Here is a 14,244-nt window from a genome sequence, read left to right as displayed (position 1 = left end):
AGAGCTAAAGAGCTAAAGAGCTAAAGAGCTAAAGAGCTAAAGAGCTAAAGAGCTAAAGCTTGCCGATATTAGGCCCATCAAAAGCCACGACATAATAAATAAACTACAAAACTTATCTAGAACCTCTGCAGGACTACCGCATGCAGGTGCCTTAAACACAAGGATCTCAGAGCTTACAAGTGCATTCAATAGCATTAATGTTGAATCCAAAAAAGGCACAGGCACGTTACCCCTTGCGTCTTACCCTACTATTAGATACACACGTTTTATTACTGACTGGCCATCGCAAAATACAGACCAGTCGAAGCTTGGCGAACTAAACAAAATCGCCAAAAGCACCATACTAACGCTTAAAGCGCTAGGAAGAAGCGTATGAAAACCCTATCTGAACTTCTGAAAAATATTCGCACACACTACCCTGCAGCTACAATTAATTTTAACTACCCAACCATATATATTATTGTTTCAGACTCCGAATTTGAAAGACTAGACGACAATCATCGCCTTAGACTATTTTTAGATAAATGCTCGATCAACGATATAGAACTGGCAAGAATAATAGATAGTAGCGCATCCCAAATACTACTATTAACAGCTAAGGAGCTAGAGCTCGACTACAGCTTTTTGCTAAGCAGCCAACAAAACAACCACTGGCTATCGCAGCATAACGCTTGCTTCAAAGAAAATATCAGATATGAAAATACAAAAGATATAAACACCATACATTTTTATGGCCAAAAAGGAGGACAAGCACGTTCTTCGGTAGTTGGGGCTTTGGCTCGAGATCTTGCTGATAGTGGACACAAAGTTTTAGTGATCGACGCCGATATTGAGGCACCTACACTTCATACTATATTTGGGATCGAAAAAATCCAAATCGAAAACTCATTAATGGGATATGCGGGATGGGCTGCTGAACCTAGCTATACCTCAAATCCAACAATTCCCGGCGTCTACTTCATCGGCTGTCGTCCGACCGAGGAAGAATGGGAAATGGATTATGAGGCTTTTTCATTACGCTGCACACTGGACCCAAAATCACTTTCTGACACTTTCACAAAAATCTTTAAAATTGACAATATTGTTAACGGTGAGTTCGATACGGTCCTAGTTGACCATAGAACAGGCGCTACTACTTCAGTTATACCAATCATCAGCACTATCCCAGGACCTTGCGTAATATTCAGCCGTCCAGACAATCAGACGACCTGGTTGCAAGGCATTAAGACTCTACTATCCTTCAACCCTGCAAACCCTGGCGCATATGTCTCATTCTCGCTCGACAATTTAAAAAAGAAAGGCAGCACCACTGAAGCAGAAGCAGAGTTCAAGGAAAAACTGCTTGAGGCTTTATCTGAGGCGTTAGCTATAGATGCGGAGGATCCAGAACCACTACCTACAGATGAGCTTGAACGTTTCTACATCCCTTGGATATATGATCGAGCTTTCTTTAATAGTTCACTACCTAAAATATCTCAACTTCAAACCGAAAACATTTACGCTATAAGCCAGCTAAAAGAAATACTGGGAATCAATAAACCTTCTATCAAAATCTTAGCTCCTGAGGCAATACAACTAAGTAAGACCTCCTCATCTGGAATAATAGATGAAACTTGGTTTGTAGAGTCAGATATGACAAGATCGATTTTGCAACAAGACTCTAATCTAAACTACATATTTGGTCGAAAAGGCACTGGGAAAAGCAGACTTTTCAAAGAATCGGTAGAGCGCGGAATTGGGCTCCCATTACTTTCACCTAGTGAATATGGAGAAATAGATGCCAGTATTCCGAACAGTTCCGATACTTATATAAAGGCAATACTAAACAATATCAATGAAAACTATGAAGTCTTTTGGTGGGCATTAATATCTGCGCGCCTAGAAGCAGAGCGATCTAACTCTCAATATAAGACCATCTTACAGGGATATGCTCGCCTTAGTTACGAGCAACTGTCCCAAACTGCTTCCCCTTTGCACGTTGTAGACAAGCTTAGAAATCGCAAGATAAACCTGCTTGTAGACGGACTTGAAACAGCAGTACCTTCAACGAAACTAAAGAGCTTTGTGGAAGGGATTCTGTTATGCATGAACACTGTGCAAAATAGTAGCGACTTCCGACAGAGATTGAGTATTCGGTTATTTATACGCGTAGACCTGGCAATTGGCAGCCAAAATATTGAACAGCAAACTTCCGGTAGAAAAATTGATCTATACTGGGACGAGCAAGCCCAAATGAATTATGCACTTGCATGCATTGCATCAAATTCTTGGGTACAGAAAAATTTTCCAGACACAATCAAAGAGATTGAGAAGCACAAACAAGACATTTGCTTAGGCAAACTTTTGACAGAAGATTGCGAAGCATTCTTATTGCAAATATTCCCTGACAACTTACGCCGCAGCAACATCAAAACAATTACTTTCATTAAAACGTATTTTCGCGATGCTTCATCACAGGACAATGAACATCTTGCGACCTTTTACCCTCGGTTATTTCTAAATTTCATAACTTCTTTATTCTCTCATTTGGAAAAACTGAAGAGCCCGTTTGACGAGAACGGAAAAATAGAACAATCCTCAATTTTTGAGTCATATGACACAGCAGCAACAAACTTCATAAACGACGCAAAACAAGAACTTGCGCATGCTATTACTTTAGATCCTGAACTATCCGAAAACCTTAGACAAGTAAATTTACTACTAGATGCGTTGAAGGGTAAAGCAACACCATTCACACTAGATTCACTTGCTCAAAAAATATGTAAAGACATCGGCTCTTCAATTACTGAAGAGTCTATTAAAGGTGCGTTACGCACTATGAAAGATATGGGCTTTTTCGAGCAGACCCCTAAGGATGTTTCAAAGTGGCGAGCAGGCCGAGTTTATAAGTCGGCATTGAAAATGAAATTTGTTAGAGGAATAAAGGCCAAGGAAAGCTGATGTCTATAATGAGGGCAGATTTAAACTGCCCTCAATCTAGAGTTTAGTGATGCTCACGCGTCGCACGGAATTTCACGTCCGGCCAGCGTTCTTCCATCAGTGCCAGGTTGACGCGGGTCGGGGCCAGGTAAGTCAGGTGACCACCGCCGTCCACCGCGAGGTTTTCCACGGCCTTGACGCTGAACTCTTCAAGCTTTTTCTTATCGCTGCAATCAATCCAGCGCGCGGAGTACACGGTGATCGGCTCGTAAGAGCATTCAACCTTGTATTCCTCTTTCAAGCGGCTGGCGACCACATCGAACTGCAGCACACCGACGGCGCCGAGGATGATGTCGTTGCTGCGCTCGGGGAAGAACACCTGGGTCGCGCCTTCTTCCGCCAACTGCTGCAAACCTTGACGCAGTTGCTTGGATTTCAGCGGATCGCGCAGACGCACACGGCGGAACAATTCCGGGGCGAAGTGCGGGATGCCGGTGAAACCCAGGACTTCGCCTTCGGTGAAGGTGTCGCCGATCTGGATGGTGCCGTGGTTGTGCAGGCCGATGATGTCGCCGGCAAACGCTTCTTCCAGTTGCTCACGCTCGGAGGAGAAGAACGTCAGGGCATCGCCGATCCGCACGTCCTTGCCGGTGCGCACGTGGCGCATCTTCATGCCTTTTTCGTATTTGCCGGAGCAGATACGCATGAAGGCGATGCGGTCGCGGTGTTTCGGGTCCATGTTCGCCTGGATCTTGAACACGAAGCCGGCGAATTTCTCTTCAACCGGTTCCACGGTGCGCTCGTTGGCAACACGGGCCAGCGGTTTCGGCGCCCAGTTGACCACGGCGTCGAGCACGTGATCGACACCGAAGTTGCCGAGCGCGGTACCGAAGAACACCGGTGTCAGTTGGCCGTCGAGGAATTCCTGCTGGTTGAATTCGTGGCAGGCGCCTTGCACCAGTTCCAGTTGATCAACGAAGCGATCGTACTCGTCGCCCAAGTGCGCGCGGGCTTCATCGGAGTCAAGCTTCTCGATGATTTTCACATCGGTACGCTCGTGGCCGTGACCGGCGGTGTACACGATGATGTAGTCGTCGGCGAGGTGATAAACACCCTTGAAGTCGCGGTAGCAACCGATCGGCCAGGTGATGGGTGCAGCCTTGATCTTCAGGACTGCTTCGATTTCGTCGAGCAGTTCGATCGGGTCGCGGATGTCACGGTCGAGTTTGTTGATGAAGCTGACGATCGGCGTGTCACGCAGACGGCAAACGTCCATCAGCGCGATAGTCCGTGGCTCTACACCCTTGCCGCCGTCGAGGACCATCAATGCCGAGTCCACTGCCGTCAGGGTGCGGTAAGTATCTTCGGAGAAGTCTTCGTGGCCCGGGGTGTCGAGCAGGTTGATCATGTGATCGCGATACGGGAACTGCATGACCGACGTGGTAATCGAGATACCCCGCTGCTTTTCCATTTCCATCCAGTCGGACGTCGCATGGCGGTCGGATTTACGAGACTTCACCGTGCCCGCAATCGCAATCGCCTTGCCCATCAGCAAGAGTTTCTCGGTGATGGTGGTTTTACCGGCATCGGGGTGGGAAATAATGGCGAAAGTGCGGCGTTTCGCGACTTCGGCGGCCTGTTTGGTCATGGGAAATCGCCTGGCGGTGATTCAAAAAAGGGCGGCGAGTATAGCGCAAACCAAGCGCTACGGACCACGCTCGCCCTGTCGCCCATGGCGATTAACGGGACCGTTGGAAGATCAACGGTGGCTAATTGCTGTTAATTATGGAACCTTTTAAAAGGTGCAGACGTCCACTCCCCTGTTACGGCACTCGTACCAGGGGCTGATAAATCAGCAAGTTAGCCTGACGAGGCTGCGCTTATGGCTCGATCTCATGCGGTTTTACCAGCGTGAAGAGCTGCTTCTCGCGAACGTCGATATCCCGGCAGCCAGTGATGGCATTGCCACAAAGGACTGCGTTCGCCGACAAAGAAAAAAGGAGTCCGCCTGTGGCTATTCGCTATGGCAAAGGGCTGATAGGAGGAGCGGTTGTCGTCGCCCTTCTGGCCCTGCTGGTCCACTGGATCGGCATCAACACGATCGAACATTACCGCGACGATTTGTTGTTTTACCTGCAAGCTCATCTGATTCTCGTCCTCGCTTCCATGCTGGCCGCCCTCGTTGTGGGCATACCCGCCGGCATCTTCCTCAGCCGCCCGACCATGGTTGGACGCGCCGAACGCTTCATGCAGATCTTCAACATCGGCAACACCGTGCCGCCACTCGCCGTACTGGCCATCGCTCTGGGGATTCTGGGCATTGGCAGCGGTCCCGCGATCTTTGCGCTGTTCCTCGCCTCGTTGTTGCCGATCGTGCGCAACACCTATGAAGGCTTGAAAAACGTTCAGGGTTCACTCAAGGAAGCGGCCGTCGGCATCGGCATGACGCCGACACAAGTGCTGTGGCGGGTCGAATTGCCGAACGCGGTACCGATCATCATCGGTGGCGTGCGCGTAGCACTGGCGATCAATGTCGGGACGGCTCCACTGGCGTTCCTGATCGGCGCCAACAGCCTGGGCAGCCTGATTTTCCCCGGCATCGCCCTGAACAATCAGCCGCAACTGATGCTCGGCGCGGCTTGCACCGCCCTGCTGGCCTTGCTGCTCGACGGCCTGGTGACACTCGCCAGTCGCCTCTGGCTCGAACGCGGCTTGCGCCCGTCTTAAGCCTCGGCAAAGGAAGACTCATGAAAAAAATATGCTTATTTTTAGGCTGCGCCCTGCTGTTTGCAGGATTTGCCCAAGCCGCTGAAAAACCCGTGATCCGCATCGGCGCCCGGGTGTTTACCGAGCAAACCCTGCTCGCGGAAATCACTTCACAGTACCTGCGCGCCAAGGGTTACGACGCCCAGGTCACGGGCGGTCTGGGCAGCAACCTCGCTCGCAGCGCTCAGGAAAGCGGCCAACTGGATCTGATTTGGGAATACACCGGCGTGTCGCTGGTGGCTTACAACCACATCACTGAAAAGCTCGACAGTGCCCAGTCCTACGCCAAGGTGAAAGAACTCGACGCGAAAAAAGGCCTGGTTTGGCTGACCCCGTCGAAATTCAGCAATACCTACGCCCTGGCGCTACCGGAAACCACCGCGAAGGCTTATCCGCAGATCAACACCATCAGCGAGCTGAACACGGTGATGCAAGCTGAGGCAAAGACCAACCACCTCGTCGCCCTGGACACCGAGTTTGCCAACCGTTCCGACGGCATGGCCGGCATGGTCGAGCTCTACGGTATGAACCTGACCCGCAAAAACACGCGCCAGATGGATGCCGGGCTGGTCTACACCGCCCTGCGCAATGGCCAGGTGTTCGCCGGTCTGGTCTACACCACCGACGGTCGCTTGAACGCCTTCAAGCTGAAGCTGTTGGAAGACGACAAGCACTACTTCCCTGACTACACCGCAGCGCCGGTGGTACGTCAGACTTACCTCGACGCTCATCCGAAACTGGCGGAAGAAATCAAACCGCTGGCCGAGCTGTTCGATGACGAAACCATGCGCGCGCTCAATGCGCGGGTTGACGTCGGTCACGAAAGCCCTTCATCCGTTGCCGCCGATTTCCTGCGCCAGCACCCACTCAACTAAGGAGGAAAAGCCATGGAATTTCTCAACGCCTTTTCCCATCTCGACTGGCCGCTGGTGCTGCACCTGACCTGGCAGCACATCACCCTGGTCGGCATCGCCGTGACCCTGGCGATTCTGGTCGGCGTGCCGCTGGGCATTCTGATGACGCGTTTCCCGACGCTCGCCGGTCCGTTGCAGGCCAGCGCCACGGTGCTGCTGACCGTGCCGTCGATTGCACTGTTCGGCCTGCTGCTGCCGTTCTACTCGAAATTCGGCCAGGGCCTCGGGCCGATGCCAGCGATCACCGCGGTGTTTCTGTACTCGCTGCTGCCGATCATGCGTAACACCTACCTCGCCCTGACCGGCGTTGAACCGGGCATTCGCGAAGCCGCGCGGGGCATCGGCATGACCTTCGGCCAGCGCCTGCGCATGGTCGAACTGCCGATTGCCGTGCCGGTCATTCTTGCCGGTGTGCGCACCGCCGTGGTCATGAACATCGGCGTCATGACCATCGCCGCGACCATCGGCGCCGGTGGCCTCGGTGTACTCATTCTCGCTTCCATCAGCCGCAGCGACATGTCGATGCTGATCGTCGGCGCCGTGCTGGTCAGTCTCCTGGCCATCTTCGCCGACCTGCTTTTGCAATGGCTGCAACGCACGCTGACTCCAAAAGGACTCCTGAAATGATCGAACTTCAAAACCTCAGCAAGACCTTCCAAAGCAACGGCAAAGACGTGAAAGCCGTGGACTCGGTCAGCCTGACCGTCAACGAAGGCGAAATCTGTGTGTTCCTCGGGCCATCGGGTTGCGGCAAAAGCACCACGCTGAAGATGATCAACCGCCTGATCAAACCCACCTCGGGCAAGATTCTGATCAACGGCGAAGACACCACCGACCTCGACGCCGTGACCCTGCGCCGCAACATCGGTTATGTGATCCAGCAGATTGGCCTGTTCCCGAACATGACCATCGAGGAAAACATCACCATCGTTCCGCGCCTGCTGGGCTGGGACAAACAGAAATGCCACGACCGCGCCCGCGAGTTGATGAGCATGATCAAGCTGGAGCCAAAGCAGTATCTGAATCGTTACCCGCGTGAATTGTCCGGTGGTCAGCAGCAGCGGATCGGGGTGATTCGCGCACTGGCGGCGGATGCACCGCTATTGCTGATGGATGAGCCGTTCGGTGCGGTCGACCCGATCAACCGCGAGATGATCCAGAACGAATTCTTCGAGATGCAACGGGCGCTGAACAAGACCGTGATCATGGTCAGCCACGACATCGACGAAGCGATCAAGCTGGGCGACAAGATTGCGATCTTCCGCGCCGGCAAATTGTTGCAGATCGATCACCCGGACACCCTGCTGGCGCACCCGGCGGACGACTTTGTCAGCAACTTCGTCGGCCAGGACAGCACCCTCAAGCGTCTGTTGTTGGTGAAAGCCGAAGACGCGGCGGACAACGCGCCGTCGGTGAGCCCGGAAACCCCGGTGGCCGAGGCCCTGGAGCTGATGGACGAACTGGATCGTCGTTATGTGGTGGTCACTGACAATGAGAACAAGGCGCTGGGTTATGTACGACGTCGCGACCTGCACCGTCAGACCGGTACTTGCGCGCAGTACCTGCGCGAGTTCAACGCCACGGCGGCGTATGACGAGCATTTGCGCATCCTGCTGTCGCGGATGTACGAGCTCAATCGCTCGTGGCTGCCGGTGATGGATGCCGAGCACGTGTTCCTCGGGGAAGTGACCCAGGAATCGATTGCCGAGTATCTGAGTTCCGGCAAGTCGCGTGGCGGCAAGACCAGCATTGTTTCGCCAGCCGAGACTGCCGTCGCCTGATCTGACGCCTTCGCGAGCAAGCCCGCTACCACATTGGATCTGTGCATCAACACAAATCCCCTGTGGGAGCGGGCTTGCTCGCGAATGGCGCACAACCATTCCCTCTGAAACCCCTCAAATCTCCCTTCTACGGGAACATCACACTGTCATGCAGGTCGGTTACATCAGTAACTGTCCGGGACCGCACGACGGAAGTGTGCAAAAACGCGACATTTTTTGTTGATCTCAAGCCCCTCACGCCCTAAAGTTCGCGCCGAACGTCCATGCTGGAAACGATCCATCCGGCTCAAGTACTGACGACGAGACAGCAAGGCCAAGGGAAGCACCGCCTCCCGTGGCCTTTTTGCTTTCGGCGACATGCCTTGGGAAGTAGGCGAACCAAAGTGGGGATACGGAGGACGTTCATTTGCACCCATTGATTAATTCAGTTTGCCAGTAGGAGTTCCCAGCATGTCGATCAACGTCGAAGACTATTTCGCGCGCGATACCTTCCAGAAAATGAAGGCGTTCGCCGACAAACAAGAAACCCCGTTCGTGGTGATCGACACCGCGATGATCAGCCAGGCCTATGACGACCTGCGCGCCGGTTTCGAATTCGCCAAGGTCTACTACGCGGTCAAGGCCAACCCGGCCGTCGAAATCATCGACCTGCTCAAAGAGAAAGGCTCGAGCTTCGACATCGCCTCGATCTACGAGCTCGACAAAGTGATGAATCAGGGTGTCGGCCCGGATCGCATCAGCTACGGCAACACCATCAAGAAATCCAAGGACATCCGCTACTTCTACGAGAAGGGCGTGCGTCTGTATGCCACCGACTCCGAAGCCGACCTGCGCAACATCGCCAAGGCGGCACCGGGTTCGAAAGTCTACGTGCGCATCCTCACCGAAGGCTCCACAACCGCTGACTGGCCTCTGTCGCGCAAATTCGGCTGCCAGACCGACATGGCCATGGACCTGCTGATCCTCGCTCGTGACCTGGGCCTGGTGCCTTACGGCATCTCGTTCCACGTCGGTTCGCAACAGCGCGACATCAGCGTTTGGGACGCCGCGATCGCCAAGGTCAAAGTGATCTTCGAGCGTCTGAAAGAAGAAGACGGCATCCACCTCAAGCTGATCAATATGGGTGGCGGCTTCCCGGCCAACTACATCACCCGCACCAACAGCCTGGAAACCTACGCTGAAGAAATCATCCGTTTCCTCAAGGAAGACTTCGGCGACGAGCTGCCGGAAATCATCCTGGAACCGGGCCGTTCGTTGATCGCCAACGCCGGCATCCTGGTCAGCGAAGTGGTGCTGGTCGCGCGTAAATCCCGTACCGCAGTAGAGCGCTGGGTGTACACGGATGTGGGCAAGTTCTCCGGCCTGATCGAAACCATGGACGAAGCCATCAAGTTCCCGATCTGGACCGAGAAGAAAGGCGAAATGGAAGAAGTGGTCATCGCCGGCCCGACCTGCGACAGCGCCGACATCATGTACGAGAACTACAAGTACGGTTTGCCGCTGAACCTGGCGATCGGCGATCGTTTGTACTGGTTGTCGACCGGTGCGTACACCACCAGTTACAGCGCGGTTGAATTCAACGGCTTTCCGCCGCTGAAGTCGTTCTACGTGTAAACGCTGCACGCAGACATCAAAAAGCCCATGACGTGTCATGGGCTTTTTTTTATCCGAAAAACGCCGTTCCCTGTAGGAGCTGGCTTGCCAGCGATGGACTAAAGAGCACCACGTTCTGCCAGCAAACACGCGTTATCGTTAACGACCATCGCTGGTAGCTCCTACAGGGGGGCTAGTGCCTGTTCGAGTTCGGCGTGGCGCTCGGCATAGTCGGTTGCCAGGGCACGAATCTGTGGATCGGTTGCGTTCAACAACGCTTTACTCGCCACCCGCAAGAAATTCAGATTGCCGCCGGCCAATGCCTTGCGCAACCAGCCCAGCGCTTCGTCGATGTGTTCTTCAGCCGCCAGCACCGCGGCATAACTGAACTGCCCACGAAAGTCTCCACCAACCGCCGAGCGTCGATACCAGTGACGCGCAGCTTGCGGATCTGCCGGGCAGGCCCGCCCGTCTTCCAGATAACGCCCGAGCAGGTTCATCGACTTCGCATGTCCCAGCTCCGCGGCGCGACGATAAAGACTCAGTGCTTGCAACTGATCCTCGACCACCCCGCGCCCGGTGGCCAGCAAATTGGCGTAGTTGTACATCGCCCAATCCAGCCCGGCCTCTGCTGCAACCCGGTAATGCCGCGCGGCGACCGAGGCATCTGCCGCACACCCCCAGCCATGTTCATGACAACGCCCCAGCATGTTGCGCGCCATCAGATGCCCGCCCTGGGCGGCGATTTCGAACCAGCGCACGGCCAGCGGCTGATCCTGTTCGATGCCTCGTCCGTCCAGCAGAATCTGCCCGAGCAAGGCCTGGGCGTCGAGCACGCCTTCACGGGCAGCGATCAGGACGGCCTGAGCGGCACGCGCGGGACTTTCGTCGAGCATGGCTTTGAGGCGGTCTCCGTCGAGTACTTCCTCGCGGCGCAATTGAAAACTCATACCTCGACCCAGCGACGCAGCAGGTTGTGATACGTGCCGGTCAGGCGGATCAGTGAGGGATGGTCGGGCATGTCCTGCGTCAATTGCTGGATCGCCCCGTCCATCTCGAACAGCAGCGCGCGCTGGCTGTCTTCACGGACCAGGCTTTGGGTCCAGAAGAATGAAGCGAACCGTGTGCCGCGCGTGACGGCATTGACCTTGTGCAGGCTGGTGCCGGGGTACAAGACCATGTCGCCGGCCGGTAATTTCACGCGCTGGGTGCCAAAAGTGTCCTGGATTTCCAGTTCGCCGCCGTCGTAGTCGTCCGGTTCGCTGAAGAACAGGGTCGCCGACAAGTCCGTGCGCACCCGCTCGATGCTGCCTTTGGGCTGACGCACGGCGTTGTCGATATGAAAGTCGAAACTGCCGCCCGCCGTGTAGCAGTTCAGCAACGGCGGGAAAACCTTGTGCGGCAACGCCGCCGACATGAACAGCGGATTTTTCCACAACCGTTCCAGCATCGCCGCGCCGACTTCCTTGGCCAGTGGATGACCCTCCGGCAGTTGCAGATTGTGTTTGGCCTTGGCCGACTGGTAGCCGGCGGTGATCTTGCCGTCGGCCCAATCCGCCTGTTCCAGAGCTTCGCGGATGCGCTGCACTTCTTCTTTAGCGAACACGCCGGGAATGTGCAGCAACATGAGAAACACCTGGAGGCAAAGGAACGTCAATGGTATTGATTCTTATTGACGCTGTAAAACCCCCGAGACGAATGAAACAGCAAAAACCGTAAGGGAAAATTGTAAAGAATGTAAATTCATTGCGAATAGCAATATTTCGCAATTGATAAGAATACTCGCTTAGCCTATATTCCGCGGCCTCAAATCCTTGGGGAGGGGAATTCACATGTCACGCCAACAACCACAATTACCTGTCAGTTCACCGCGTTTGCTCGCTTCTGCAATTGGCGTGGCAATCACTGCTGGCTCTGCGGGCCACATGGTTTTCGCCGCCGAAAAGACCGAAAAAGCGCCGAACAATGCGATTTCCCTGGACGCCACTGCCATCACCGGCGAAGCCCAGGATCAGACTTCCTACAACGTCGAAAAAGCCTCCTCGCCCAAGTACACCGCGCCGCTGGTCAACACGCCACGCTCGATCACCGTCATCCCGCAACAAGTCCTCAAGGACACTGGTGCCCTGAACATGCAGGACGCGCTGCGTACCGTTCCCGGCATCACCTTCGGTGCCGGCGAAGGCGGCAACCCGCAGGGTGACCGTCCGTTCATTCGCGGTTTCGATGCCCAGGGCGACACCTACCTCGATGGCGTACGCGACACTGGTTCGCAGAGCCGCGAGATCTTCGCCGTTGAATCGATCGAAGTAAGCAAGGGCCCGAACTCTGCGATCGGGGGCCGTGGTGCGGCTGGCGGCACGATCAACCTGGTCAGCAAAAAAGCTCATCTGGGCAATTCGTTCGACGGTGGCTTCACTTGGGGTTCTGACCAAACCCAGCGCTACACAATGGATGGTAACTATCAGTTCACCGACAGCGCCGCTGGCCGTCTCAACCTGATGAGCCACGAAAGCAACGTCGCCGGGCGTGACAGCGTTGATTACGACCGTTGGGGGATTGCACCCTCCCTCGTCTTCGGCCTCGGTACCGACACCCGCGTAAACCTCGATTACTACCATTTGGAAAGTAACGACACGCCGGATTCTGGCATCCCGTACAGCATCCCGGTCGCCGGTTCGGCTACGCGCACCAAGGCTAATCCGGACAAGCCAAACGATGGCGGCGACAGCAGCAACTTCTATGGCCTGGATCGCGATTTCCGCAAAGGTCGTACCGACACCGCAACCTTCGCCATCGAACACGACCTGAACGACGTGCTGACGATCAAGAACACCCTGCGTCATGGCTCCAGCATGCAGGATTACATCCTGACCCAGCCGGATGACAGTAAGGGCAACGTCAACAACGGCAGCGTCTGGCGCCGGGCCAACACCCGCGTGAGCAACACCGAGACGACGACCAACCAGACCGATCTGTTTGGTGATGTCTATATCGCCGGGTTCAAGAACAGCTTCTCCACCGGCATTGAGTTCAGCCGTGAAGAGAGCCAAAAATCTTCGTACGACGTCAACACCGACACCACACCGGCCACTGCCGCAGCGACGAACACCTGCCGCCCTGCGATCATCGGCGCGCCAAGTGGCTACAACTGCACGTCGCTGTCGAATCCAAACCCGAACGATCCATGGAACGGTGCGATCTCGCGCAACTACGCCGGCACTGACACCAAGGCCAACACCTACGCGCTGTATGTGTTCGACACCCTGGAATTGTCCGAGCAATGGCTGGTGAACATGGGCCTGCGCTACGATCACTTCGACACTAAATACAAGACTTACAACGCAGCCGGCACGACGACCTCCAAAGGTGACGACGTCAGTGAATTTGTCACCGGTCAGTTCGGCGTGGTGTACAAACCAGCCGAGAACGGCAGCATCTATGCGTCATACGCAACCTCCGCCACTCCGCCGGGCGCAACCCTTGGCGAAGGCCAGGACGGCAACCCATTGGGCGGCACACCGGATCGCAACGGCAACTTGCTGAGCAGCGACATGGAGCCGGAAACCACCAAGAACTATGAAATCGGCACCAAGTGGGACTTCCTCAATGATCGTCTGTCGCTGACCGCGGATATTTTCCGCACAGAGAAAGAAAACGCCCGGGTTCAAGTCAACACCACGTCCTATGAAAACGCCGGCAAAACCCGCGTTCAAGGTCTTGAATTGTCGGCCACCGGCAAGATCACCGAAAAATGGCAAGTCTTTGCCGGTTACGCCTACATGGACAGCGAGCAAGTCGACGGTGGTGACCTCCCGGCCAACAAAGCCAACAACGGCAACCAACTGCCAAACACGCCGAAAAACAGCGCCAGCCTGTGGACGACTTATCAAGTCACGCCGAAGCTGACCATCGGCGGCGGTGCGTTCTACGTTGACGATGTGTTCGGTAGCACGGCCAACACCACCATGGTTGATTCCTACGTTCGTTACGACGCGATGGCCGCTTACAAGCTGACCAAAAACATCGACCTGCAATTGAACGTGCAGAACCTGACCGACGAAACCTACTACGACAAAGCCTTTTCGACCCACTTCGCCAATCAAGCGGCGGGGCGTACTGCGCTGTTGAGCACCAACTTCCACTTCTAACCAACCCCCTGCAGGAGCGAGCTTGCTCGCGAAGAATTCGAAAACAGCGCGGGGTGTCAGGTTTGCCCCGTTATCGTTAACGATCATCGCGAGCAAGCTCGCTCCTACAGGGACGCGAGG

Annotated in this window: 10 protein-coding genes; 7 read left to right on the top strand and 3 right to left on the bottom strand. The window is 54.8% G+C overall.

Annotated features, from left to right (window positions below; translation table 11 throughout):
• Positions 1-372 precede the first annotated feature (372 nt).
• Positions 373-2,940, top strand: coding sequence for a tyrosine-protein kinase family protein (locus tag ACI77H_RS28455; RefSeq protein ID WP_407015112.1), 2,568 nt, complete (start codon positions 373-375; stop codon positions 2,938-2,940).
• 43 nt (positions 2,941-2,983) lie between these two features.
• Here the strand turns inward: ACI77H_RS28455 and ACI77H_RS28450 are convergent, their stop codons facing one another.
• Positions 2,984-4,567: a peptide chain release factor 3 gene (locus ACI77H_RS28450; protein WP_407015110.1), complete on the bottom strand. Its 1,584-nt coding sequence runs from the start codon at positions 4,565-4,567 to the stop codon at positions 2,984-2,986.
• 362 nt (positions 4,568-4,929) lie between these two features.
• Here ACI77H_RS28450 and ACI77H_RS28445 point away from each other — a divergent pair, with 362 nt between their 5' ends.
• The 5 genes from ACI77H_RS28445 (at position 4,930) to ACI77H_RS28425 (ending at position 9,994) form a co-directional block, all read left to right on the top strand.
• Entirely contained in the window at positions 4,930-5,646 is a 717-nt protein-coding gene (locus ACI77H_RS28445) for an ABC transporter permease (protein WP_407015108.1), read from the top strand.
• 20 nt (positions 5,647-5,666) lie between these two features.
• A complete protein-coding gene (locus ACI77H_RS28440; RefSeq protein WP_407015107.1) occupies positions 5,667-6,560 on the top strand; it encodes a glycine betaine ABC transporter substrate-binding protein in 894 nt (297 codons plus the stop codon).
• A 12-nt stretch (positions 6,561-6,572) separates the two neighbouring features.
• Complete coding sequence (locus tag ACI77H_RS28435) at positions 6,573-7,226, top strand: ABC transporter permease (RefSeq protein WP_007942812.1); 654 nt, start codon at positions 6,573-6,575, stop codon at positions 7,224-7,226.
• Positions 7,223-8,380, top strand: a complete 1,158-nt coding sequence (locus tag ACI77H_RS28430) for a betaine/proline/choline family ABC transporter ATP-binding protein (protein WP_407015106.1) — start codon at positions 7,223-7,225, stop codon at positions 8,378-8,380. Before ACI77H_RS28435 ends, ACI77H_RS28430 begins: the two co-directional genes overlap by 4 nt.
• A gap of 450 nt (positions 8,381-8,830) precedes the next feature.
• Entirely contained in the window at positions 8,831-9,994 is a 1,164-nt protein-coding gene (locus ACI77H_RS28425; protein ID WP_407015104.1) for a type III PLP-dependent enzyme, read from the top strand.
• Between the two features lie 161 nt (positions 9,995-10,155).
• Here ACI77H_RS28425 and ACI77H_RS28420 read toward each other — a convergent pair whose 3' ends face one another.
• Both ACI77H_RS28420 and ACI77H_RS28415 read right to left on the bottom strand, forming a co-directional pair.
• Entirely contained in the window at positions 10,156-10,923 is a 768-nt protein-coding gene (locus ACI77H_RS28420; RefSeq protein ID WP_407015103.1) for a tetratricopeptide repeat protein, read from the bottom strand.
• Positions 10,920-11,600: a Fe2+-dependent dioxygenase gene (locus tag ACI77H_RS28415; RefSeq protein WP_282480011.1), complete on the bottom strand. Its 681-nt coding sequence runs from the start codon at positions 11,598-11,600 to the stop codon at positions 10,920-10,922. Before ACI77H_RS28415 ends, ACI77H_RS28420 begins: the two co-directional genes overlap by 4 nt.
• A 205-nt stretch (positions 11,601-11,805) precedes the next feature.
• Between ACI77H_RS28415 and ACI77H_RS28410 the strand changes: the two genes are divergently transcribed.
• Positions 11,806-14,124: a TonB-dependent receptor gene (locus tag ACI77H_RS28410; RefSeq protein ID WP_407015102.1), complete on the top strand. Its 2,319-nt coding sequence runs from the start codon at positions 11,806-11,808 to the stop codon at positions 14,122-14,124.
• Positions 14,125-14,244 lie beyond the last annotated feature (120 nt).

The organism is Pseudomonas sp. O230, assembly GCF_045447035.1.
Lineage (GTDB): Bacteria > Pseudomonadota > Gammaproteobacteria > Pseudomonadales > Pseudomonadaceae > Aquipseudomonas.
The sequence above is the reverse complement of the archived record's forward strand: the minus strand, read 5'-3'. Positions and strand labels throughout refer to the sequence as shown.